At 43.0% G+C, this 23,391-nt stretch carries 27 protein-coding genes, 1 pseudogene and 2 other annotated features (1 of these 30 only partly in view); of the genes and pseudogenes, 4 read left to right on the top strand and 24 right to left on the bottom strand.

The window, feature by feature from the left end; translation table 11 throughout:
• Positions 1–36: a sequence feature (ribosomal protein L20 leader region), on the bottom strand (it extends 96 nt beyond the left edge of the window).
• A 73-nt stretch (positions 37–109) separates the two neighbouring features.
• From PG086_RS03755 to PG086_RS03745, 3 genes are all read right to left on the bottom strand, one after another.
• Complete coding sequence (locus PG086_RS03755) at positions 110–2,350, bottom strand: DNA internalization-related competence protein ComEC/Rec2 (protein WP_270747861.1); 2,241 nt, start codon at positions 2,348–2,350, stop codon at positions 110–112.
• Positions 2,334–2,984 carry a helix-hairpin-helix domain-containing protein gene (locus PG086_RS03750; RefSeq protein WP_000387317.1) on the bottom strand — a complete coding sequence of 217 codons (651 nt, stop codon included), beginning with the start codon at positions 2,982–2,984 and terminating at the stop codon, positions 2,334–2,336. Before PG086_RS03750 ends, PG086_RS03755 begins: the two co-directional genes overlap by 17 nt.
• Positions 2,985–3,050: 66 nt before the next feature.
• A complete protein-coding gene (locus PG086_RS03745; RefSeq protein ID WP_270747860.1) occupies positions 3,051–3,620 on the bottom strand; it encodes a GNAT family N-acetyltransferase in 570 nt (189 codons plus the stop codon).
• Between the two features lie 176 nt (positions 3,621–3,796).
• Between PG086_RS03745 and ald the strand changes: the two genes are divergently transcribed.
• Positions 3,797–4,909 (top strand): alanine dehydrogenase, encoded by a 1,113-nt coding sequence (ald, locus tag PG086_RS03740; RefSeq protein ID WP_000904701.1) that lies wholly within the window; start codon positions 3,797–3,799, stop codon positions 4,907–4,909.
• A 52-nt stretch (positions 4,910–4,961) separates the two neighbouring features.
• Here ald and PG086_RS03735 read toward each other — a convergent pair whose 3' ends face one another.
• The 17 genes from PG086_RS03735 to PG086_RS03655 form a co-directional block, all read right to left on the bottom strand.
• Complete coding sequence (locus PG086_RS03735) at positions 4,962–5,948, bottom strand: PhoH family protein (protein WP_000658201.1); 987 nt, start codon at positions 5,946–5,948, stop codon at positions 4,962–4,964.
• An 80-nt stretch (positions 5,949–6,028) separates the two neighbouring features.
• The gene (locus PG086_RS03730; protein WP_084851727.1) at positions 6,029–6,244 is read right to left on the bottom strand and encodes a YozE family protein; all 216 of its coding nucleotides are present in this window, start codon (positions 6,242–6,244) and stop codon (positions 6,029–6,031) included.
• The gene (locus PG086_RS03725) at positions 6,241–6,846 is read right to left on the bottom strand and encodes a GrpB family protein (RefSeq protein WP_270747859.1); all 606 of its coding nucleotides are present in this window, start codon (positions 6,844–6,846) and stop codon (positions 6,241–6,243) included. The genes PG086_RS03730 and PG086_RS03725 overlap by 4 nt, the downstream gene beginning before the upstream one ends.
• 11 nt (positions 6,847–6,857) lie before the next feature.
• Positions 6,858–7,712: an RNA-binding virulence regulatory protein CvfB gene (gene cvfB / locus PG086_RS03720; RefSeq protein ID WP_084851725.1), complete on the bottom strand. Its 855-nt coding sequence runs from the start codon at positions 7,710–7,712 to the stop codon at positions 6,858–6,860.
• A 59-nt stretch (positions 7,713–7,771) separates the two neighbouring features.
• The gene (gene frr / locus PG086_RS03715; RefSeq protein WP_001262238.1) at positions 7,772–8,329 is read right to left on the bottom strand and encodes a ribosome recycling factor; all 558 of its coding nucleotides are present in this window, start codon (positions 8,327–8,329) and stop codon (positions 7,772–7,774) included.
• Positions 8,330–8,336: 7 nt separating this feature from the next.
• A complete protein-coding gene (gene pyrH, locus PG086_RS03710; RefSeq protein ID WP_000002996.1) occupies positions 8,337–9,074 on the bottom strand; it encodes a UMP kinase in 738 nt (245 codons plus the stop codon).
• 83 nt (positions 9,075–9,157) lie between these two features.
• Positions 9,158–10,492, bottom strand: coding sequence for a methylenetetrahydrofolate--tRNA-(uracil(54)-C(5))-methyltransferase (FADH(2)-oxidizing) TrmFO (gene trmFO, locus PG086_RS03705; RefSeq protein WP_000083710.1), 1,335 nt, complete (start codon positions 10,490–10,492; stop codon positions 9,158–9,160).
• Between the two features lie 145 nt (positions 10,493–10,637).
• Positions 10,638–11,504 carry a 16S rRNA (cytidine(1402)-2'-O)-methyltransferase gene (gene rsmI / locus PG086_RS03700; RefSeq protein WP_033584028.1) on the bottom strand — a complete coding sequence of 289 codons (867 nt, stop codon included), beginning with the start codon at positions 11,502–11,504 and terminating at the stop codon, positions 10,638–10,640.
• Positions 11,505–11,506: 2 nt separating this feature from the next.
• Positions 11,507–11,824 (bottom strand): DNA replication initiation control protein YabA, encoded by a 318-nt coding sequence (gene yabA, locus PG086_RS03695; RefSeq protein ID WP_000358229.1) that lies wholly within the window; start codon positions 11,822–11,824, stop codon positions 11,507–11,509.
• A gap of 36 nt (positions 11,825–11,860) precedes the next feature.
• Positions 11,861–12,751, bottom strand: a complete 891-nt coding sequence (locus tag PG086_RS03690; protein WP_270747858.1) for a DNA polymerase III subunit delta' — start codon at positions 12,749–12,751, stop codon at positions 11,861–11,863.
• The gene (gene tmk / locus PG086_RS03685) at positions 12,748–13,386 is read right to left on the bottom strand and encodes a dTMP kinase (RefSeq protein ID WP_270747857.1); all 639 of its coding nucleotides are present in this window, start codon (positions 13,384–13,386) and stop codon (positions 12,748–12,750) included. Before tmk ends, PG086_RS03690 begins: the two co-directional genes overlap by 4 nt.
• A gap of 120 nt (positions 13,387–13,506) precedes the next feature.
• Complete coding sequence (gene proC, locus PG086_RS03680) at positions 13,507–14,304, bottom strand: pyrroline-5-carboxylate reductase (protein ID WP_268716513.1); 798 nt, start codon at positions 14,302–14,304, stop codon at positions 13,507–13,509.
• A 3-nt stretch (positions 14,305–14,307) separates the two neighbouring features.
• Positions 14,308–15,570 (bottom strand): glutamate-5-semialdehyde dehydrogenase, encoded by a 1,263-nt coding sequence (locus PG086_RS03675; RefSeq protein WP_270747856.1) that lies wholly within the window; start codon positions 15,568–15,570, stop codon positions 14,308–14,310.
• Between the two features lie 9 nt (positions 15,571–15,579).
• Positions 15,580–16,689: a glutamate 5-kinase gene (gene proB / locus PG086_RS03670; protein ID WP_268716581.1), complete on the bottom strand. Its 1,110-nt coding sequence runs from the start codon at positions 16,687–16,689 to the stop codon at positions 15,580–15,582.
• A gap of 101 nt (positions 16,690–16,790) precedes the next feature.
• Positions 16,791–17,690 (bottom strand): RluA family pseudouridine synthase, encoded by a 900-nt coding sequence (locus tag PG086_RS03665; RefSeq protein WP_268716512.1) that lies wholly within the window; start codon positions 17,688–17,690, stop codon positions 16,791–16,793.
• Positions 17,674–18,141 carry a signal peptidase II gene (gene lspA / locus PG086_RS03660; protein ID WP_084851711.1) on the bottom strand — a complete coding sequence of 156 codons (468 nt, stop codon included), beginning with the start codon at positions 18,139–18,141 and terminating at the stop codon, positions 17,674–17,676. Before lspA ends, PG086_RS03665 begins: the two co-directional genes overlap by 17 nt.
• Positions 18,138–19,046 (bottom strand): LysR family transcriptional regulator, encoded by a 909-nt coding sequence (locus tag PG086_RS03655; RefSeq protein WP_084851709.1) that lies wholly within the window; start codon positions 19,044–19,046, stop codon positions 18,138–18,140. The genes lspA and PG086_RS03655 overlap by 4 nt, the downstream gene beginning before the upstream one ends.
• Here PG086_RS03655 and PG086_RS03650 point away from each other — a divergent pair.
• Positions 19,039–19,134 (top strand): annotated as a pseudogene (locus PG086_RS03650) (AraC family transcriptional regulator); the annotation flags it as partial. The gene PG086_RS03655 and the pseudogene PG086_RS03650 sit on opposite strands and share 8 nt — an antisense overlap.
• Positions 19,135–19,279: 145 nt before the next feature.
• Here the strand turns inward: PG086_RS03650 and rpmA are convergent.
• From rpmA to PG086_RS03630, 4 genes are all read right to left on the bottom strand, one after another.
• The gene (gene rpmA / locus PG086_RS03645; RefSeq protein ID WP_000916509.1) at positions 19,280–19,573 is read right to left on the bottom strand and encodes a 50S ribosomal protein L27; all 294 of its coding nucleotides are present in this window, start codon (positions 19,571–19,573) and stop codon (positions 19,280–19,282) included.
• A gap of 16 nt (positions 19,574–19,589) precedes the next feature.
• Complete coding sequence (locus PG086_RS03640) at positions 19,590–19,934, bottom strand: ribosomal-processing cysteine protease Prp (protein ID WP_000613696.1); 345 nt, start codon at positions 19,932–19,934, stop codon at positions 19,590–19,592.
• A gap of 15 nt (positions 19,935–19,949) precedes the next feature.
• Complete coding sequence (rplU, locus tag PG086_RS03635; RefSeq protein ID WP_000109137.1) at positions 19,950–20,264, bottom strand: 50S ribosomal protein L21; 315 nt, start codon at positions 20,262–20,264, stop codon at positions 19,950–19,952.
• 34 nt (positions 20,265–20,298) lie between these two features.
• Positions 20,299–20,419 (bottom strand) — a sequence feature (ribosomal protein L21 leader region).
• 54 nt (positions 20,420–20,473) lie between these two features.
• Positions 20,474–21,169, bottom strand: a complete 696-nt coding sequence (locus tag PG086_RS03630) for a YoaK family protein (protein ID WP_025172575.1) — start codon at positions 21,167–21,169, stop codon at positions 20,474–20,476.
• A gap of 155 nt (positions 21,170–21,324) precedes the next feature.
• On the opposite strand from PG086_RS03630, the gene PG086_RS03625 reads away from it, so the two are divergent.
• Both PG086_RS03625 and PG086_RS03620 read left to right on the top strand, forming a co-directional pair.
• On the top strand, positions 21,325–22,302 hold the full coding sequence (locus tag PG086_RS03625) for a Gfo/Idh/MocA family protein (RefSeq protein ID WP_270747855.1): 978 nt from the start codon (positions 21,325–21,327) through the stop codon (positions 22,300–22,302).
• Positions 22,299–23,381: a DEAD/DEAH box helicase gene (locus PG086_RS03620; protein WP_268716508.1), complete on the top strand. Its 1,083-nt coding sequence runs from the start codon at positions 22,299–22,301 to the stop codon at positions 23,379–23,381. The genes PG086_RS03625 and PG086_RS03620 overlap by 4 nt, the downstream gene beginning before the upstream one ends.
• The last annotated feature ends 10 nt before the right edge of the window (positions 23,382–23,391 follow it).

Raw genomic sequence — 23,391 nt, 5'->3', positions numbered from 1 at the left:
TCACAAGGCGAGAAGCTCTCACTTCTGCTTTTCTCAACTTTTATATGATACCAAGTTTTCTATCCCTTGTCAAGATAAAAAGTCAATTTTTCGAAAAACTTTGTCTATTTTATCGCACCGTTTCAATTCGCCAACTATTCCATCCTTTAAAGCGGATAGCCCCTTGCTGGTCAGTTCTGTAAATCTTACTCTTGATACTTTCCATTCGTGTCAAGGTTTCCTGATGGGGAAGTTTCTCACGATTGTTTTTTCCAACTGAGATGAGAGTAATTTCTGGTTTGATTTTTTCTAGGAAAGCTGGATTGGATGATGTTTTAGCACCATGTTGGCTTGCTTTCAAGACATCCACCTCTAAGTCAGGATATTGCTTTAGAAGATCCTTCTCTCCCTTCTCTTTCAAGTTTCCAGTAAAGAGAAAATGCTTATCCAAGAGTTTTCCATAAAGAACCAGAGAATCATCACGATTCCTATCTCCAATCTTCCTTGGAGATAGGACTTCTAAGTAACTGCCAAAAATCGGCAAGTTCTCCCCTGCTGCCACACTGCGCACCTTGGTTTGGCTTGCTTCTAGTTCTGTTACAAATTCCTTCTGTGTCAAACTTCCTTTTGACACTAAAATTTCGCCCACATGGAAAGCCTTTGTTACTTCTAGCAAATCGCCAACATGCTCCTTGTCTGTATTGGTCAAAACCAGCTGGTCAATCTTGTCTACTCCTCGACTTTTAAGATAGGGAATCAAGGTTCTCTGAGCATTGCTGGTCGTCGCCTTTTCTTGCCATTTTTCAATTTTCTTATCAGACTCTGCCTTGCCTCCCACGTCTATGAGAATGTTTTTTCCAGTTACATCCCGTAGGAAAATACTTTCTCCCTGCCCTACATCCAGCATGGTAATTTCATTTTCCAGAGGATGCTTGATTAAGAAAAAGAGCCCTACGACAAAGAGAATGAATCCTGCTAGTCTTTTGATGTTTTTCCTAAAATCATACAGTATTGCCAAGGAAATTAACAGTAGAATCAAAAGCCATGCGTTGGGTTGACCAAAGACCAGAGGCCTGCTTGCCAGCTGCGATACCAAGCGAATGATATTCTCCAACCACTCAAAAATAAAGTTAAACTGAGTGACTGGGTAAACAAAAGACAGAATGAATAAGATGGACAAAAGCGGTAAGAAAACCAAGTCAAATAGAAAGGAAAAGACAAAGGTCAAAAGAATAGACCAAGGCTGAAATTCTGCAAAATAAAAGGATAGAATGGGCAATATTCCCAAAGAAATGACCAAACTTTCTCTGGCAACAGCCTTGAGCCCCTCGCCTTCTTTGCTTGTCATAGTCAAGATAAAAGCATAAGCGCAGGACAAGACCCCTCCAGCTGTCAAGAAAAAGTTGGGCATGATGATAAAGAGGACAAGGATCGTCAAGGCAAAATTATCCAAGCCCTTAACACCATGTTGGGCCAGTAACTTTTGCAAGAGACTGCGAATGACCGAAGCTGAAAATCCTGTCAGACCTGCATAGATAAGGGAAAAGGGATAGGCCAGCCACTTCAACTTTTCTTGAGTCAAGCCCAATCGCAAGAGGAGTTTCTTAAAGGCATCCATAAAGAAGCCCACTTGCATACCTGACAAGGCAAATAGATGGATAATTCCAAGACTGGAATAAAGCTCATTCATCTCCTCAAAGTCCGTGTCCAAATGTCCTAAAAGAAGGCCTGTCATATAGTTGCGCATAGGATCTGGAAAGTGCATCTTGATCCAAACTACTGCCTTTCGACGTAAACTAGACAGATTTTCTCCTATATCCCAACTGCTAACCTGTTTAAGTGACTGGATGCTCTTGATAGTCAGTGTCTGGTAAATCCCCTGAGTCTTCAGATAGGCTCGGTAGTCAAAGCCACCAAAATTTCTCTGCCCTTCAGGCTCAGAGACTGTTCCTTCTAGCTCTATCTCGTGAAGGTCTGTTAAGGTCTGAAAGAACTCTTTCTCCTCCTCAGACTGGAGTTTATAGTAAACTTGGAAGGTGCGACCCTCAGCCTTGCCCCGAAAGGACAGACTGTCTCCATTGACTTTGATGGTATCTGGTAAAATCCGTACCCTTTCAACAGAATCCACTAGGTTCTGACTAGCTTGTGTCTGTTGCCAGTTTTGAAACAAAAACCAAAATCCAAAAACTCCACAAATCGCTAAAACTTTACCAGCCGATTTCCATGGAAATTGGAAAAAGAGACAGACGAGCAAAAAAACAAAACCTAGCAGTGCGAGATAGGATGCTGAGAAAATGACGTAGTAAAGCCAGAGCAATAGAAAACTCAGATAGATTAAGGGGATAGGGAAATTCTTAATCCACTGTGACATAATCTTTTAGCTTTTCTATGGTCTTAGCGCCAATACCAGAGACTTTCTTTAATTCATCTACCGACTTGAATTTGCCATTTGTCTCACGATGATCGATAATATCCTGGGCTCGTTTTCCTCCCAATCCTTTGATTTGCTTGAGTTCTTCCAGACTGGCCTTGTTAAGATTAACCTTCTTTTCCTTGCTCGTCGAAGAAGACGTTCCAGAACCAGTCTGCTGACTCACTCCTTCTTCTCCCTTGCTTGGGACATAGACCAGAGCCTCGTCACTGACTTTCTGAGCAAGATTGAGCGATTTGCTATCTGCCTCATCTGTCAAGCCACCCGCCTTTTGAACAGCATCATGAACACGACTCCCTACTGGTAAATCATAAATTCCTGGCGATTTAACTGCACCTTTGACATCTACTGTGATTAGATCTTGTTCAGGAGATTCTTCCTTTTCTTCCTTCTTGATTTCCTTTTCAGATGATGAATCCTTTGAAACAGCTGCAACTTCAGCCTGCAAGTTTGTTTCTTTCACAGGTGTTTGTGAAGTTGGCTTTAGTAGGAAAAATGCGCCCAAGGCCAAGCCTAAAACAGCACAGATGACAATGATTTTATACTCTTTGATTTTCTCGATAATTGCTTCCATATTTTCTCCTCTCTTAGATTATTCGTAAGAGGAAGAAAAAAACAGCTGAAAAATCTTTTCAACTGCTTATTTATTTGCAAAATAGTCTTCCTTAGTCAAGACATAATGAACCCTTGTGATAATTCGACCTGGTTCTTTATTATCCATTCTGGCATAGGGTTCTTCGTGGGAAAAACGCATACCTGATTTCTCCATGACCTTTCCTGATGCGGGATTGTCTTTATCGTGAAGAGCGGTCAACTTGTTCATTCCAATCTTCTCAAAAGCCAGTTCAATCACGGCACGATTGGCTTCTGTCGTCAATCCTTGATTCCAATACTTTTGGTTGATAATATAACCAATAGCTGCCTTCTTAAGAACAGGATCAATCTTGTGCAAATCAATGGTTCCGATAAACTGGCCAGTGCTTTTTAGTTCGATTCCCCACCGTCCCAAGGGATTAGCCAAGTAGAACTGAGCGATGTTGTTCTTGGTTTCTTCTAAGCTTTGATTTGTTGGAAAAGTGTAGCGTGTATTTTCTCTGTCTGAGGCATACTCAAACATATCTTCTGCATCGTCCAAAGTTACAGGTCGGAGCAACAAACGCTCCGTTTCTATAGATGGATACTGGGCAAATTTCACAAATATTGATTCCATACTTTTCCCTCCATTAGAGCTTGATTCTCACTAGTCTAGCATAAATAAATTTGGATGACAAGTTTTTCTTGATTTTTGAAGCGGTTTCATATACAATAAAACCATCACATTTTTGATTTATGAACTGGAATGTGACAACTAAAACAATCCCGTCAATTGAAAGGTAGGTTATCTCTATGTTAATCGGAATCCCAAAAGAAATTAAAAATAATGAAAACCGTGTTGCCCTCACTCCTGCTGGCGTCCACAGTTTAGTCAGTCGTGGACATCGTGTTCTCATCGAAACAAATGCTGGTCTCGGTTCAGGATTTACTGATGCAGACTATCAAAAGCAAGGAGCTGAGATTGTCGCAACTGCTGCTGAAGCCTGGGCTGCCGAGTTGGTCGTGAAAGTAAAAGAACCACTAGCTTCTGAATATGGTTATTTGCGCGACGATCTTCTCCTCTTCACCTACTTGCACATGGCCGCTGCTCCAGAATTAGCAGGTGCTATGTTAGCAGCCAAAACAACAGGAATTGCCTATGAAACTGTTCGTGACAATCAAGGACAACTACCACTCCTCGTTCCTATGAGTGAGGTTGCAGGTCGTATGGCTGTTCAAATCGGAGCTCACTTCCTTACTAAGCAAGCTGGTGGCTCTGGTGTTCTACTTGGTGGTGTACCAGGTGTTCCAAAAGGAAAAGTAACCATCATCGGTGGTGGTGTCGTCGGTACACATGCTGCCCGCATCGCCCTTGGTCTTGGTGCTCAAGTAACTATTTTAGATATCAGCGCTAAGCGTCTCTCAGTTCTAGAAGAAGTCTTTGGAAACCAAATCCAAACTCTTATGTCCAATTCTTTCAATATTGAAGCAAGTGTGAGAGATGCTGATGTGGTGATTGGTGCGGTTCTCATCCCTGGTGCCAAAGCACCAAAATTGGTTACAGATGAGATGGTCAAACAAATGCGTCCAGGCTCTGTCATTGTTGACGTTGCCGTTGACCAAGGTGGCGTTATCGAGACAGCTGACCGTGTGACAACGCACGATGAACCAGTCTATGAAAAACACGGTGTTCTCCACTATGCCGTTGCCAATATCCCTGGTGCGGTTGCTCGTACTTCAACCATCGCCCTAACCAATGTCACTCTTCCTTATATCGAAGCATTGGCTGACAAAGGTTTTGCACATGCAATCTCTGAAGATGAGGGCTTGCGTCAAGGTGTGACCACTTATAAAGGTTACTTAACTAGCCTCCCAGTTGCTCAAGGCCTCGATAAAGATTATACGTCTATCGACGAACTTGTTTAAAGCTATACACTCATTAAAAAAGAGCAGTTCCATTTGAACTGCTCTTTTTTTGCTATTCTGTTTCTTGGTTCTTTTCTTCAACCTTAACTGGAGCTGGTTCATAAGCTCGAATAATCTGAGCGACAACTGGATGACGAACCACATCCTTGGCTGAAAAATGAACAAAGTCGATTTGGTGAATATTCTTAAGCTTTTCTTGAGCATCAATCAAACCGGACTTGACGTTACGCGGAAGGTCAATCTGGCTGATATCTCCATTGACAATCATCTTAGAATTAAATCCTAAACGAGTCAAGAACATCTTCATCTGCATGATGGTCGTATTCTGTGCCTCATCGAGAATGACGAAGGCATCATCCAAGGTCCGCCCACGCATGTAGGCAAGGGGCGCGATTTCGATAATTTCACGCTCCATGAGACGAGTCGTCTGGTCTTTCCCGAGAATCTGGTACAAAGCATCGTAAACAGGTCGAAGATAAGGATCCACCTTCTCCTTGAGATCACCCGGAAGAAATCCTAGACTCTCACCTGCTTCCACTGCTGGACGAGTAAGGATAATCCGCTTGACTTGCCCACGTTTAAGAGCAGTCACTGCCAAGGTCACTGCAAGAAAGGTCTTCCCTGTCCCTGCAGGTCCGATTCCAAAGGTCACATCATGCTGTTTGACACTGTCCACATAAAGCTTTTGACCTAAGGTTTTGACACGGATCGGTTTCCCAGTATTATCCTTGATGATTTCTTCTTCGTAAAGGGCGACAAACTTGTCGATTTCATCGTTTTTGACCATGCTAATCGCAGTCACCACATCTGGCGTCCCAACGGTCATCCCCCGATTCACCAAGACCATCAAAGCCTGAATAACCTGACGTGCTTCCTCACAGGCAGTCTCTTCGCCCAAAACCTGGACAATCTCCGTACGGGCATGAATCACCACATCGAGCTCTTCTTCCATCAAACGAAGATGGCGCTCATTGGAACCAAAAAGATGGAACAAGTCATCTGGGTGACTTAGTTGAATGTCTATTGAATGTTCCTTCAAATAAAGAACCTCTCTAATCCGTTTATTTCTTTTTATTATAGCAAAGAGAACAATAAAATACTAGCCTCATCTCATTGTCTCTAGTGTTCTAAGTATTCTTGCCAGATGGCGTCAAAGTCACCTAGGTTAAAAGAGAAACTGGCATGCTCCTCCAAAAAGCGACTCACCTCATCAAAATCATCCGTGTGTTTTGGGAAGGTTGACTCTTCAAAAGCGAGGTCTGCCAGAATGGCTTTGGGACTGTTACTTTTAGGATTGCGCTCGGTCATGAGCCAAGTGTAAAATGATTTTCTCAATTCTTTCTCCTATCAAGAGTTTTTTGATGACACTTTTCTGATTCTTGAAAATTACTGGACTTAGCCTCTGAAACGTAGTGGTTAATAAAATCTGTTTTAGCATCTGTATAGGCGTCTCGATTGTGTTCAAATTTTTTCCACAAACTTAGTTTTAATTCCTGATACGCTTGGGAGATATCTGGATGCTGGCAGAGATAATCTCTAAAATAAATCTCGTCATGATCTCCCGTCATTCGCAAATGTAGATGAAAAACTTTCTCAGCAAATCCCTGCTCTGTATATCCTTTATTTAGCGAAATCTTGGTAGGACTCTCCGACATCACTAGCCAACCATTCTTCACCAATAAATCCCTAACTCTTGCTAAATCCTCTATTCTACCTACTTCTAACAGAATATCAACGATATTTTTGGCCCAAATATTAGGGATAGCAGTGCTACCGATATGTTCTATTCTTTTAATAACATTCGCGCCCAATATTTTTTTCAGATTTGTTTTTTCCGATTCATACCAGTCTTTCCACTCTGACTTGTGCTCTACTAGAAAAATAGGAAAAAGTTGCCAGAGTTCCTCTAAACTCATTTCTTCAAGTTTCTTTATCACGTCTATAAGGCCTAAATCAACTCTGTACCAAACTGGTCTTGCTTGATTTTGCCAGCCTTCATCAAGCCACCGAGCGCTTTCTTGAACTGACCTTTAGAAATACCAAAGGTTGCCTTGATGTCCTCAGGAGACGACTTATCATTCAAGGTCATGAAACCGCCATTGCTTTCCAAGTAGGTCAAAATCATCTGGGCATCATTTTCCAACATTTCAAAGGAACGTGGTTTGAGGGAGAGGTTCAAAGTACGGTTTACTTCACGGAAACCGATGACACGCGCATCTAGAACTTGCCCCAAACGTGGCTCTGCGTAGCGTTCACTTGGGTGAATGAAACCAAGCATGTTATTTTCTGGTAGGTAAACAAAGGTTCCTGACAGCTTGAGACGGTAAACAATGGCTGGCCAGTTTTGGTTCTGCATGTTGTTGTAAGCAGGACGAGCCAGGCGTTGGAAATCTTCCTGATAAGCCAAGAGTCCCCAGATGCGATCTTTCTTGTCCACTTCAAGGCGGATGTAGAGTTTGTCGCCCTTCTTAGGCCATAGTTCCTTGAGCTCAGGGAGGATATCGAGTGACACAACGATTTCCTTGTCAGGTAGACCGGTATCGACAAAGACACCCAAGTCCTTACGAACTTCTGTTACGGTTCCCCAACCAAATTGGTCCTGAGTGGCAGTCACTTCTAGAGTGGTCAAGCGGAGTTTTTGCTTCATATCCGTGTAGGCAAAACCTTTGACCGTATCACCTACCGAATGTTGACCTTCTTCCTTGGCAAGAGCATAGGTCTGACCATCCTTTTGCACAAAGTAAAAACGGTCATTTTCATCAATGATGAGTCCAACGATAAAACTTGCAAGATTTGTATTCATATTTCCTTCTTTCGAATAAAACTCAGCCAGCAATGCCAACTGAGTTTTTCTGTTTATTTTTAGACTTCCAAGAGTTCTTTTTCTTTATTGGCAGTCATATCGTCGATGTGTTTCACAGCATCGTCTGTTACTTTTTGAATATCTTTTTCAAGAGTCTTCAATTCGTCTTCAGTGATTTCTTTTGCTTTTTCTTGTTTCTTTGCTTCATCCATAGCATCACGACGGATATTGCGGACAGCCACTTTAGCATTCTCACCAACCTTCTTCACTTCTTTGGCAAGGTCACGACGAGTCTCTTCTGTAAGAGCAGGGATAACCAAGCGGATTACAGAACCGTCATTAGCTGGTGTGATACCTAGGTCAGAAGCGTTCAAGGCACGTTCGATGTCTTTCAAAGAAGACCTGTCAAATGGTGTTACCAACAAGACACGCGCTTCTGGAATGGTAATTGAAGCGATTTGGTTAAGAGGAGTTTCGACTCCGTAGTATTCTACGTGGATACGGTCTAGCAAGCTCGCGTTGGCACGACCGGCACGGATACCACCAAATTCACGAGCAAGTGATTGGTGAGACTGGGTCATTCTCTCTTTAGCTTTTTCTACAATTGCGTTAGCCATAATTTTCTTATTCCTTTTCTTCGATATTGTTTGAAACTGTTGTTCCGATATTTTCACCAAATACGACACGTTTGATGTTGCCTGGTTGGTTCATGTTGAAGACAACCAAGTCAATGTCGTTGTCCATAGAGAGGGTTGAAGCTGTTGAGTCCATGATACGAAGACCTTTGTTGATAACGTCACGGTGGGTCAATTCTTCAAACTTAACGGCAGTTTTGTCTTTCTTAGGATCGGCATTGTAAACACCGTCTACCCCATTTTTAGCCATCAGAATGGCATCCGCTTCGATTTCAGCTGCACGAAGGGCAGCTGTTGTATCGGTTGAGAAGTAAGGTGAACCAATACCAGCACCAAAGATAACGATACGGCCTTTTTCAAGGTGGCGAAGAGCACGTCCACGTACGTAAGGTTCTGCAACTTGTTGCATCGCAATGGCTGTTTGTACACGCGTATCGACACCAACTTGCTGCAATGAATCTGCCATCACAAGAGCATTCATCACGGTCCCAAGCATTCCAGTGTAATCGGCCTGAACGCGGTCCATTCCTGCTTCTGCAGCAGGTTCTCCGCGCCAGAGATTTCCTCCACCAATAACAAGGGCAATTTCGATACCTAAGCTATGAACTTCTTGAATCTCTTTTGCGATTGTTTGAACTGTTTGGATATCAATCCCTACGCCACGTTCACCGGCAAGGGCTTCACCTGATAACTTGATTAAAATACGTTTATACTTGGGGTTCGCCATTTTTACTCTCCTTTTTTTATCCTACCTATTTTATCACAATTTCTAAGATTTTTATAGTGCCATGAGCAATTCTTTCAAAAAAATTAGACCGTTAAAAATTCCTCTAAGTCGGTAAGGGCACGCTCTGCAATTTTTTCATAACGAGCTTTTTTATCACGGATACGCTCGCCTTCCAATTCCTTGATAATCCCAAAATTGACATTCATCGGTTGGAAATGCTTGCTATCTGCATGAGTAATGTAATGAGCCAGACTTCCAATCGCTGTTGTCTCTGGGAAAATAGCTTCACTTTCACCCTTGAAGAGTCGAGCCGCGTTAATACCTGCAACCAAGCCTGAAGCTGCTGACTCAACATAGCCTTCCACACCCGTCATCTGACCAGCAAAGAAAAGATTTGGTTGTTTCTTAGAACGGTAAGTCTGTTCAAGGAGATTTGGTGAATCCATGTAAGAATTGCGGTGCATGACTCCATAACGGACAAACTCAGCATTTTCAAGACCTGGAATCATTTGGAAGACACGCTTTTGCTCTCCCCATTTGAGGTGGGTCTGGAAACCGACGATATTGTAGAGGCTACCAGCCGCATTATCCTGACGAAGCTGGACAACTGCATACGGTGTTTTGAACTCCCCGTCACGAGGGCCTGTGTAGTCGTCTGGATACTCCAGACCGACTGGTTTCATCGGACCATAAAGCATGGTTTTAATGCCACGCTTGGCCATGACTTCGATAGGCATACATCCTTCAAAGTATTTTTCTTTTTCAAAGGAATTGAGCGGTGCTTCTTCCGCATTGACCAAGGCTTCATGGAAATCCATAAACTCTTGCTTGGTCATTGGAGCATTGAGGTAGGCCGCCTCTCCCTTGTCATAACGAGACTTGAGATAGACCTTACTCATATCGATTGTGTTAACGTCGATAATCGGCGCCGCCGCGTCGTAGAAATAGAAACCATCGCCGTCATTAAGGGCATGAATCTTTTCAGCTAGGGCATCGCTGGTCAAAGGACCAGTAGCGACAACTGTGATTACATCAGTCGGCAATTCTGTAATTTCATCACGAACCACCTCAATCAAGGGGTGGTTGGCTACTTTTTCGGTCACCATTTGGGAGAAACCGTCACGGTCCACCGCAAGGGCACCGCCCGCAGGAACACGTGTAGCTTCAGCAGATTCCAAGATGACAGAACCCAAGCGACGCATTTCTTCCTTGAGGAGTCCAACGGCATTTGTCAAAGCATCCCCACGTAAGGAATTGGAACAAACTAACTCTGCAAAATTGTCTGTTTTGTGCTGGGGTGTTGACTTGACACCACGCATTTCATAGAGTTTAACTGGAATACCACGTTCTGCAATTTGATAAGCAGCTTCAGACCCTGCCAAACCTGCTCCGATAACATTGATATAAGATTGAGACACGACACTAATACCTCTTTGGGTGGAAACTAAGTCCAAATAAAAACAAGCTACTAGACTATTTGACACCCACAAATCTTTCTAAATTTTCTTTTACTAGTATAACAAAAAAAGGGAAGAAGGCAAACTTCCCTGTTTAGTCATTTTCTTAATTTTCTTCCCAGTCGTGGTAGGCAGCATAGAGCTGGCTTTTATTCCACTGGTAGAGTTTCGCAACTTCCTTTATGGCTTGATTTTTCTTCATACCTTGCTGGATACGAGCTTGGATTTCTAAGAACAAGTCCTCCTCGTCCTTTTCTTCCACATCCTGACTGACGCCTTCAACGATGAGAAGGCATTCACCCTTGAGTGGCGTTTCAGCTATGTTTTCTAATAACTCAGAAATGGTACCTCGTTGATATTCTTCATAGATTTTAGTCAATTCTCTCACCAAGACCACCGAGCGGTCGCCGTAGACTTCTAGCATATTTTCTAACGTATCCGCTACACGGTGGGGCGATTCATAGAAAATCTGAGTTTCTGGATAATCTTTTTTCAAGTCGAAAAATTGCTTTTGCTGACCTGATTTTCTCGGTAAGAAACCGTAAAAGATATGTGGCTGTGGCGCCAATCCGCTAGCAATCAAGGCAGAAATCCCTGCAGAGGCACCTGGAACTGTGACAACAGCAATATCTTCTTCGATGGCTGCCTTGACCAAATCGTGACCAGGGTCCGAGATGCTAGGCAGACCCGCATCAGAAACCTGAGCAATACTTTGCCCCGCCTTCAATAAACCGATCAAATCAGGAATTTTTTCCTTGGCATTGTGCTCATGAAAACTGATCTGTTTGGTCGGAATGTCAAAATGCTTGAGCAAAAGACCCGTATTGCGCGTGTCCTCCGCAGCAATCCAGTCCACCTCTTTCAAGGTCTGAATGGCACGAAAAGTCATATCATCTAGATTGCCAATCGGCGTTGCCACTAGGTAAAGCTTGCCATAGGGAGATTGCCCCTTAAAACTTTTTTGAATCTGCATGCTTACTCCCTGTACAACAACTCGTCACAGAACATACATTCCTCATCCTGCTCGCGGCGTTGTCCATAAAAATCATTACATACGTGAAAACCGTCTTTATAGATTCGACGCACACTTTCACGAACATGCTTGGCCTTAACGGGAGTATCTGCTTCCACCTCGCCTAAGCGTTCGCGCAACTTACTATTTTCCAAACGAAGAGCTGTATTTTCCTCTACCAAGCTCTTGAGATTTTTCTTGATGGCTTCCACATCGGCCAAGGTCACCAATAACTGTTGGGAAAAATCGTCTAGTGCATCAAATAATTCTTTTTTGTCCATAAACCAGCCCTTTCCTTTCTTTATACTTCATTGAGTTTATATTTCTTTCAAGACCAGATATTCCATGGCATTTTGAAAGCTGACATTAGCCTGCCACATTTTTCTAGCTTCTAGCAAATCTTGTAAAATCTGTCGAATCCTTGCTTGCAAGAGGTCCTGTCCACAGAGCACTTCGAGGATTCGCAAGACCTGATCTTGTTTTTCCTTGTCATCTGCCAAGCTGGCTAATTTAGCAACTTGGAGATAACTTTCTTTTTTCTTAGCTAATAACCAGGTCAGCAAGCGTTCACTCTCATCCACCAAGGTCCAAAAACTTGCCTGATTTGCCAACTTTTCAGCTTCAGCTCGTGATTGACAAAACTGGGCTAAGAAAGTTGCTTTTTTCTTAACCAGACCTGCTTGCTCTAATTGATGGATGAGCTTTTCTTCTTGCTTTTTAAAGTGAAAAATTTGGGTTCGACTTCGGATAGTTGGTAAAATCTTTTCCTCATCGCTGGTCAAGAAGAAAATGTAAACCTCACTCTGGGGTTCTTCGATGACCTTGAGCAGAGAATTAGCTGCGTTGGGATGCATTTTCTCCGCCTGCTCGATAATAAAAACCTGTTGCTGACTTTCAATCCCTGCTTGGGAAAACTGACCCACCAATTCCCGAATCCGTTCTGTCTTGATGACCTGATTGACTGGCTTGATTAAAGTAACATCGGGAAATTCTTCCTGCTCAATCAACTTGCAGTTTCGGCATTTCTCACATGGTAGAACGCCTACTTTATCCGTACAAAAGAGGCTCTTAGCCAAAAACTGTGCCATTTCCAAGCTTCCAAAGAAACCCGAAAAGAGATAGGCATGATTGAGCTGGCCCTGCTCTAGAATACGGACAAAGCGGTCAAACTGGTCTGGTTGCCAGGCCTTTAGTTGTTCTTGTTTCATTTAGCCAAGCCCATTCTGTCAAACAAGACAGCCTTGGTCGTTTCCACAACTTGCTCCAAAGGAAGACTCGCATCAATCTTGACAATGCGATTTCCTTCTTTGCCCAGAAGAGAAAGATAACCTTGACGAACTTTCTTGTGCAAGTCTAAGCCTTCTAAATCCAAACGATTGACCTCGCGATCACTATTTGCAGCAATGCGAGCCAGCCCCTCTTCCACCTCAATATCAAAATAAAGTGTCAAGTCTGGTTTAAGGCCATCTGTCACAAAGTGATTGAGCCAATCAATGGCATTGATATCTAAACCACGGCCAAATCCCTGATAAGCAACAGAACTATCGATGAAACGATCCATAATGACCAACTTGCCAGCTTCAAGTGCTGGAAGAACTTTTTCCACCAAGTGCTGTCTACGACTGGCAATATAGAGAAGGAGTTCTGTTTTAGGATCCATCTGAGTATGACTTGGATCCAAAATCACTTGACGAATTTTCTCCCCAATCAAGACTCCGCCAGGTTCACGGGTCGTCAGCACCTCTACTCCTTTTTCCTCTAAAATTGGGAGCAGAGCCTCTAAAATACTGGTCTTTCCTGCTCCCTCTGGTCCCTCAAGAGAGACTAAAAATCCTTTTGACATGTCTAACTCATTTCTTTTTTTCTACCTTCTATTCTATCAAAAAAATAGGTTTTTGTGACATTCTTTTTGTGTCTTCTCCATTCAATCAACCATAAAAGAGGCTGGGAGTCGTCCAACCTCTTATTTACCTAGTTCTTGTGTTCGTTTATAGGCTTGACCAACTGCGTCCATGACTGTACCTCTAAAGGCATGTTCTTCCAGGCGTGCTACACCAGCGATAGTCGAACCTCCTGGGCTACAAACTTGGTCTTTCAAAACTCCAGGATGTTGCTGACTTTCAAGGACCATTTTCCCAGCGCCGACTACTGTTTGGGCTGCCATTTTTAAAGCTATTTCTCGGGGCAATCCTGTCTGAACACCTGCATCTGCCAAGGCTTCGATAAAAAGGTAGACAAAGGCTGGTCCACAACCTGCAAGACCTGTCGCAGCATCAATTAAGCCATCCCCAAGTTCAACCAAGAGACCAGCCTTGGCTAGAAGCTGACAAAAGAGTTCACTGTCCTCAGCACGACAGTTTTCTGATAAAGCATAACTAATCACTCCTTGGCCGATAGCCACTGGTGTATTGGGCATGATGCGAATAATCCGGTGTTGACTTGGCAGAAGACTTGCCAGTTTTTCCAAAGTCAATCCAGCCGCCATAGAAATCAAAAGAAGACTCTCTCTTTTTTCAAGGATGGTCTGGTATTGAGCAAGCAGTTCAGAAAACTGAGCAGGCTTTACTCCTAGAAAAATCACATCTGCTTCTGCGAAGATTTCGTCATTGCTGGAAGCCTGACCGCCGAAGTTGGCGATGAAAGCATCTACTTTTGCTTGACTACGGTTGGCAAGGAGAATCTGAGCTCCCGTCTTGGCCTGCAAAACAGCCTTGGCCAAGCTAGAACCCATATTTCCCAAACCGACAAATCCAATCTTCATCTCTTACTCCCTTATCTGTCCGTCACCAGTAACCACATACTTGTAGCTGGTCAACTCTTTCAAGCCCATAGGCCCACGCGCATGCAGTTTCTGAGTAGAAATCCCCATCTCACATCCAAGACCAAATTGCCCACCGTCAGTGAAACGAGTCGAGGCATTGACATAAACCGCGGCAGAGTCCACTTGATCTGTAAAGTAAGCTGCAGCTTCAGCATTTTCCGTCACAATCGCATCCGAATGATGGGTACTGTGAGCTTCAATATGCGCAACCGCTTCTTCTAAACTACTCACAACCTTAACCGCTAGGACATAGTCTAAAAACTCGGTATCAAAGTCTTGGGCCTCGGCTGCTCGACCTGAAACAAACTGACTTGATTTGCTATCCAGACGGAATTGAATTGGTTCCAGTCCAGCTTCTTTTCGATCTGCAACCAGCACTTGTTCCAAGCGAGGAAGGAAGCTTGCTGCCTTGTCTTCATGAACGAGGAGAACCTCCATGGCATTACAAACAGAAGGACGACTGGTTTTAGCATTGTTGATGATCGATAGAGCCTTGCCTTCATCGGCTTCCTTATCCACATAGACATGGACAATCCCAGTTCCTGTCTCGATAACAGGTACGATAGCATTTTCAACCACGGCATTGATCAAGCCAGCTCCTCCACGAGGGATGAGAAGGTCTAGATAGCCCTTGGCCTTCATCATAGCATAGCTACTTTCACGGCTGGTATCTTCCACTAGTTGAATCACCTCTGGATGTATGGTAGTCGTCTCCAAGCCCTTCTTCAAGGCTGTGACAATAGCATGAGCAGTTTGGTAGGCGTCCTTACCACTACGAAGAACAACCGCATTCCCACTCTTGAGTGCCAAAGCAGCCGCGTCAGACGTCACATTTGGACGACTTTCATAGATAATACCGATGACCCCCATAGCCACACGCTTCTTAGTAATAACCAAGCCATTTTCAAGCTGACTTGTTTCTAGGACTTCACCAATAGGATCTGGTAAAGCAACCACTTCACGAATCCCATTTGCCATCGCTTCTATACGTCCCGCATCCAAATAAAGACGGTCTAGCATAACATCTGAGATTTTTCCCTTGGCCGCTGCCATATCGAGGGCATTGGCCGCTAAAATCTCCTCAGTAGCTGCCAATAAATGATCAGCCATAGCTAGCAAGGCTTGGTTTTTCACTGCTTCGCTGGCAGTATTGATTGATTTCTTAACAGCCTGTACCTGTTCAAATTGTTCTTGTGTACTTACCATCGTTCACCTCTAAAATTCTGTAAAGAGCAGCTGGATTTCAGGAGTGATGGAAATCCAGTCATCACGGTGAATCAAGACTCCCTTAGCTTTTTGAGAACGGAGCATATCTTCTAGAGCTGAGACGCCAAATTGGACACGTCCCTTTCCAAGAGATTGACCCGTTTCTTTATCTGCTACTGTGACAATATCGTGGTAAGAGAAGTTTCCTTCCACTTCTACAACACCCGATAAAAGGAGACTTTTCCCGTTTTTTGAAAGTGCCTCTGCAGCTCCACCATCTACCCAAATCGTTCCCTGACTTTGAGCATAGAAGGCCAGCCATTGTTTCTGGGTACGAAGTCCCTTCTCTTGCGCAACAAAGAAGGAACCATCCCTAGTCTCCTCCGCTGCCTCGATCAAGGCATCTGATTTCAAGGAGGTGCAAATATAGACTGGCACACCTGACTCCGTAGCAATCGTAGCAGCCTTGATTTTGGTCAGCATACCCCCAGTACCGTTTGACGAACCTGCTCCACCAGCCATATCAATAATCTCACGATTGATAGTCTCAATTTTGTCCAAGCGTTTAGCTGTTGGATCTGAGTTGGGATTGCCAGTATAGAGGCCGTCCACATCAGTCAAGAGAACCAAAAGATCCGCTTGAACCATAGCTGCTACCTGGGCACTCAGAGTGTCATTATCCCCAACCTTGAGTTCATCAATGACGACACTGTCATTCTCGTTGATGATGGGAATTGCACCACGATGAAGCAATACTGACAAGGCTTGATGGGCATTCTTATAGCGACGTTTATCTACAAAATCATCCTGGGTCAGCAAAATTTGTGCAGAAACGATTTGGCGCATGAGGAGGTTGGTTGTGTATTCCTCCAACAAAAGTCCCTGACCAACTGCAGCCGAAGCTTGTTTATCTGCAATCTTGGTCGGACGTTTTTTAAAACCCAAAGCTCCAAATCCAGCGGCTACTGCCCCAGATGACACTAACATCAACTCATGTCCAGCCTCATGCAGCATAGCTAATTGTTGGGTAATTGCCTTTACTTTACTTCTTGATAAACTCCCGTCTTCATTTGTCAAGGAGGAGGTCCCTACCTTAAAGACGATTCGTTTGTACTCCATATTCTCACTCCGATTCTTCATATTTATCCATTATAACATGAATACTTTAAAATAGAAAAGACTTGAAATGAAAAAGGTTGAGACAAGGCATCTCAACTCTTTTATCTATTCTCAATTTTACGCAATCTTTCCAGCGTTTCTTTAAAAATCTCTGGAATATCTGCTGTAAATTCCAAGGTTTCACCTGTTCTCGGATGGGTAAAACCTAGAGTCTTGGCATGGAGAAACTGTCCATGTCCTTTCAAAGTCTTACGAGGACCATAGACTTCATCACCAGCGACCGGATGGCCAATATAAGCCATATGAACACGAATCTGGTGGGTACGCCCTGTTTCCAGTTGCAACTCCACTAAGCTATAATCTCCAAAGCGTTCCAAGACGTGAAAACGCGTCACTGCTGGCTTTCCTTTAGCAGTCACAGCCTGTTTCTTACGGTCTTTTTCACTACGACCAATCGGCGCTTCAATGACACCACGATCATTGGGAAGATTGCCATGAACAATCGCCCAGTATTTGCGGAGAGACTTCTTATCCTTGAGTTCTTGAGCGAGTGCTAAGTGTGCCTCGTCATTCTTAGCAATCATAAGGAGACCAGACGTGTCCTTATCAATGCGGTGAACGATACCCGGGCGAAGAACTCCATTGATACCCGACAAGTCCTTGATATGGTACATGAGGGCATTGACCAAGGTTCCACTTGTATGACCGGCGCTCGGATGGACCACCATGCCTTGAGGTTTGTTAACAACGGCTACATCCTCATCTTGGTAGATAATCTCGAGCGGCAGATTCTCAGCCACATATTCTAAAACCTCTGGTTCTGGCACGTGATAAGTGACGACATCCCCCTCTTGGACAGTGTATTTGGCTTTCTTAGCTTGCCCATTAACCAAAACTTGTCCAGCCTTGATTTGTTCATTCGCGAGACTGCGTGACAATTCTGTCAGGTCCGACAGAGCCTTGTCTAGACGTTGCCCACCAGTTTCAATTTTTATTTCCATTTACTTCCTCTTTAAGCATTGCAATCAATAGAATAATCACACCAACTGTCAAATAGCTGTCAGCAACATTGAAAATCGCAAAGTTGATAAAGTCTAGGTGAAACATATCCACCACAAAACCTTGACTCATTCTGTCGATAAAGTTGCCCAGACCTCCCGCGATTATCAAAGTCAGTCCAAAAACCATCCAGAGAGAATCCTCCATGTGTTTATGTAGATACCAAATGGCTCCCACCATGACGACCAGTGTAATGACAGCAAATAACCACTGCTGATCTTGTAGCATGGAGAAGGCTGCCCCACGATTTTGCAGATAGGTCAAGCTAACGAGATTGGGGATCCACGAACGCACTTCACCCAGTGGAATCTGCTGGACAACATAGGCTTTAACCCACTGATCCAGTCCAATCAAAAGCAGTACAATGACTGCTACTATTCCTCTTTTTTTCATGATTTCCTCTTTTGATCAAAATATTCTTGCATGACTTCTACGAAGAGAGTCCCAGCTTGGCTAAGCTCCACTTCCTCCCGTTTGACGTAGACCATGCGGTTATATAGATTATCCTTGAGACGAATGACTGTGATTCCATTAACACTGTCACTATCTAAAAATCCAGATCCAGTCGCGTAAGCATCCGTCCGCTCCAAAATACCATTCAAAGTAGCACGGTCCGTCACATTGAACATCTGGGAGCTCGCGCTGGTGTCGACAAAGTTCTCTGAATAGTATAGATACTCATCCTTTTCCTGAGTAAAACGAACTGTTGGTAAATCCGCTAAATCCTCCATGACCAATTCCTCTTTCTGTGCTAAAGGATGCCCTTCACGAAGATAAATGTGAGTCTGGAAAGGAATTAGTTCAATAACTTCTAAACCAAGCTTTTCAACCCGTTGCATGATGCCCTTTTTATTTTGATTGTTGAGGTAGATAATCCCAATCTCACTATGTCCTTGGGCTACTTCGTCTAAAATTTGAACTGTAGTAGACTCAAAAATACGAAAGTTCTTATAATCAGGATAACGCTCTGAAAAGGCCGTAATCGTTGGTGGCAAGAAGTCATAGTGCTGACTGGCAATGGAAAATTCATCCTTTTCTTCCTCAGGATTGGCATACTGATTTTGAAAAACATCGAAGCCTTTGACCAATTCTTGCGCTTTCTCATAAAATTCCATACCACGACGGGTCAAAAACGTTCCCGAACTAGTTCGACGGAAAATCTTAAACCCAAGCTCTTTTTCCAAATCGCGCACAGAAATAGACAGACTTGGCTGACTAACATACATCTTTTCAGCAGCTTCACGGAAAGTACCACTATTGGCAATGGCAACAACATAGCGTAATTGTTGAATGTTCATCTTTTACCCCCAACATCTCTATCTGTTCATTATACCATATTTCAGAATTTTTCCAAAAAAGAAAAAAGTGTCCATCGCAAGTTTAAATCTAACTATTCTCTATTAAATTCAAAATGGGTATCAAAACAAAAAAATAGGCTCTCCGAAAACTCGGAAAGCCTTATTTTATGCTACTTCTAGCTTCCTCACCTTTTCATTTTAAGGCTCGGGATAAAAAGGTTCACTGAACCTTTTTATTTAGCGATTGGGTAAACAGAAACTTGTTTTTTATCGCGTCCTTTACGTTCAAAGCGTACTACGCCTTCAACTTTAGCGAACAAAGTATCGTCTCCACCACGTCCAACGTTTACACCTGGGTAGATGTGTGTACCACGTTGACGGTAAAGGATTGATCCACCTGTTACAGTTTGTCCGTCAGCTGCTTTAGCTCCAAGACGTTTCGCTTGTGAATCACGTCCATTTGATGTAGAACCTCCACCTTTTTTGTGGGCGAAAAGTTGCAAGTTGTTAAGAGTCATTTTTAACATAATGTTTTCCTCCGTGTTAGTTTTCTGTGATAACTCTGGTTTGGACGAACTCAGAAGAGTTCTCCGATAAGTTTGCCATACCTAAGAAAAATGATTCAAAGAATAACTGGGTCATTTCTCTCTGGTGTGAAGGAAGATCCGCTGGTATATCAACCTTTAGATAGCCACCTTCATCTTCGTTTAATTCTAAGATTGGTTCATAGCCTGCAAATTTCTCAATGGAATTGATAAAGTTAATGGCAAGCGTAGAAACCGATGCACACACGACATCTAAGCCGTATTCGCCACTTTCGGCGTGTCCAGTAATTTCCGCACTCCTCAGCTCGCCATCTTCGGCTCTCTCAAAGACTGCTTGTATCATGTGTTCTCCTTAAAATTAAGCGTTGATCGCGTTGATGACAACTTTTGTATATGGTTGACGGTGACCTTGTTTACGGTGGCTACCTTTTTTAGGTTTGTACTTGTAAGTAACAACTTTCTTTTGTTTTCCTTGTTTTTCAACAGTTCCAACTACAGTAGCTCCGGCAACAAGTGGAGTTCCGACAACAGTGTTTTCACCACCAACAAGAACAACTTCGTTAAAAGTAACTTCTTGACCAGCTTCAACGTTCAATTTTTCAACGTAGATTGCTTGACCAACTTCAACTTTAACTTGTTTTCCGCCAGTTTTGATAATTGCGTATGTGCTCATTATGCACCTCCTATGATTTTTAGGGTTTCCCCGTATTTTTGTGAAGACTCGCCTAGCATCGTGGGACGAACCACTTAAAAGAAGAGCTCTAAGTATAACAAAGTTTAAATTTGTTATACGACGAGCAAACGATGTTCGTGCGGTTGCACAGGACTGTGCATAGTCAACTCTTCAATTATAGCATATCTTCTTTTTTCTTACAAGTAAAATCAATTAAAATTAAGTTTTTTCTCTCCTTTTTTTCTCCAAGAAGCAAAAAGCATACTGAAGTAAAAGATACTCATCATAAGAGGAACACCTAGAATTGTCTTTTCCTGATAATAAATCGTCAAATAAGCTGAAAAAACAACTCCGAAGACAAAACTGCTAAGCAAGCTAACAAAAATCAAGCCCTCTCGTAGGAAAGGCGTATGCTTGGTCCGAAAATAATCTCCAAAAGCCAACATGGTTCGTTTGATATTCCCGGTCATAAAAGCATTATTATAGGCAATCCCTGATACTTCTCCAAAAGCAGTTGTCACCAGTCCCATACAGAAGGCCAATGGCGGTACGAGATAGATATTCTCTACAGTTTGCGGCACAAAGCCAATAATTAGGGACAGGACTGCAAGTGGAATTACGGACAAAATTGGCTTTTTAACAATTCTCAATTTTTCCTTATAGACAGTTAATAAAAGGACCCCCATCATAAAAGCTAGCAAGGTCATTACTTTAGCACTGGCATCTGACACATTGTGTTGAATGAGTCCTACTGATAGAAAAACCACATTCCCAGTCTGTCCTGCCACAAGGGTATTTCCTCGCACGATAAAGGTATAGGCATCTACATATCCTGCGCAAAAAGTCAAAAAAAGCGCTAGCCTCTTAGACTGACGTGATATTTTTCTTATTGGTAATAATCTCATTTTCTCCCCCTTTTCATTTTATCTACCTATCTACATATTGTACCACTTTCTCCAAGAAATGCGTAGTCCATTTGAAAATTTTTACCATCTGTTGGATAGTCCTTCTTTTCTGTGTTATAATGAAGGAAGGATTTAAAATCGGAAAAGGAGTATCTATGCTTAAATTAGGTGTCATCGGAACAGGCGCTATCAGCCATCATTTCATAGAAGCAGCCCATGCTAGTGGAGAATACCAGCTGGTCGCAGTCTATTCTAGAAAACGAGAAACTGCCGCAACCTTTGCTTCCTGCTATCAAAATGTCCAACTCTTTGATCAATTAGAAGACTTCTTTAAGTCTTCCTTTGATGTAGTCTATATTGCTAGTCCAAACTCCTTGCATTTTGTTCAAGCCAAGGCTGCCTTGTCTGCTGGTAAGCACGTCATTCTTGAAAAGCCAGCTGTCACTCAGCCACAAGAATGGCTAGATTTAAGGCAAACAGCTGAGAAAAATCACTGTTTTATCTTTGAAGCTGCTCGTAATTACCACGAGGAAGCTTTTACTACTATCAAAAACTTTTTAGCAGACAAGCAAGTATTGGGAGCTGATTTCAACTATGCCAAGTATTCTTCCAAGATGCCTGACTTATTGGCTGGACAGACGCCAAATGTCTTTTCAGATCGTTTTGCTGGTGGAGCACTTATGGATTTGGGGATTTATCCTCTCTATGCTGCTATCCGCCTCTTTGGAAAGGCTCAAGACGCGACTTATCAAGCTCAACAGCTTGACAATAGCATTGACCTAAATGGAGACGGTATCCTCTTCTACCCTAACTTTCAAGTTCATATCAAGGCTGGGAAAAACATCACTTCCAATCTTCCTTGTGAGATTTACACAGCAGATGGAACCTTGACCCTCAACACGATTGAGCATATCCGCTCAGCTATTTTTACTAACCACCAAGGAAATCAAGTTCAACTCCCTATCCAACAGGCTCCTCATACGATGACTGAGGAAGTTGCTGCATTTGCACACATGATCCAGCAGCCAGACCAAAAACTTTACCAGACTTGGCTGGATGATGCAAGTTCTATTCATGAGCTACTCTATACCATGCGCCAGACTGCTGGCATTAGATTTGAGGCAGAAAAATGAAAACCAAACTACCCACTGAATGGCAAGAACTGAGCGACCAACTCGGTTTCCAAGAATTTACCCCCATTCAAACTCAACTATTTGAACCCATCCTCGCTGGAGAAAACCTACTGGGAGTAAGCCCAACAGGAACTGGTAAGACCCTCGCTTACCTCCTGCCAAGTCTTCTCAGACTACAAAAGAAAAAAGCCCAGCAACTCTTGATTCTAGCACCAAATACAGAACTAGCTGGACAGATTTTTGACGTATGTAAAACATGGGCTGAAGCTATTGGTTTAACAGCTCAGCTCTTCTTATCAGGTTCAAGTCAGAAACGTCAGATTGAACGTCTTAAAAAAGGACCAGAAATTCTGATTGGAACACCTGGCCGTATCTTTGAGTTGATTAAATTGAAAAAAATCAAGATGATGAATGTGGAAACCATCATCCTGGATGAATTTGACCAATTGCTCGATGATTCTCAGATTCACTTTGTCGAGAAAATCACTCACTACGCACCTCGTGACCACCAACTCATCTACATGAGTGCGACGACCAAGTTTGACCAAGAAAAGATTGCGGCAAACACGCGCACTATTGATCTCTCTGATCAAAAACTGGACAACATCCAACATTTCTATATGCAGGTAGACCAACGTCACCGAGTGGATATGCTACGAAAATTGGCTCATGTAGAGGATTTCCGCGGACTAGTTTTCTTTAATAGCCTATCAGATCTTGGAAGTGCGGAGGAAAAACTACAGTATCGCGATGTCTTGGCTGTTTCCCTCGCTAGCGATGTCAATGTGAAATTTCGAAAAGTCATCTTAGAAAAGTTTAAAGACAAGCAGCTAACCCTGCTCCTTGCAACTGACCTCTTAGCGCGTGGAATTGATATCGATAGCCTAGAATGTGTCGTAAACTTTGATATTCCTAGAGACATGGAAACCTACACTCACCGGGCAGGACGTACAGGTCGCATGGGCAAAGAGGGCTATGTTATCACTCTCGTAACCCATCCTGAAGAACTTAAAAAACTCAAGAAATTCGCAAGTGTTCGTGAAATTGTTCTAAAAAATCAAGAACTCTATATCAAATAAGGTTGGCATT

The organism is Streptococcus halitosis (assembly GCF_027691175.1).
Classification (GTDB): domain Bacteria; phylum Bacillota; class Bacilli; order Lactobacillales; family Streptococcaceae; genus Streptococcus; species Streptococcus halitosis_A.
The sequence above is the reverse complement of the archived record's forward strand: the minus strand, read 5'-3'. Positions and strand labels throughout refer to the sequence as shown.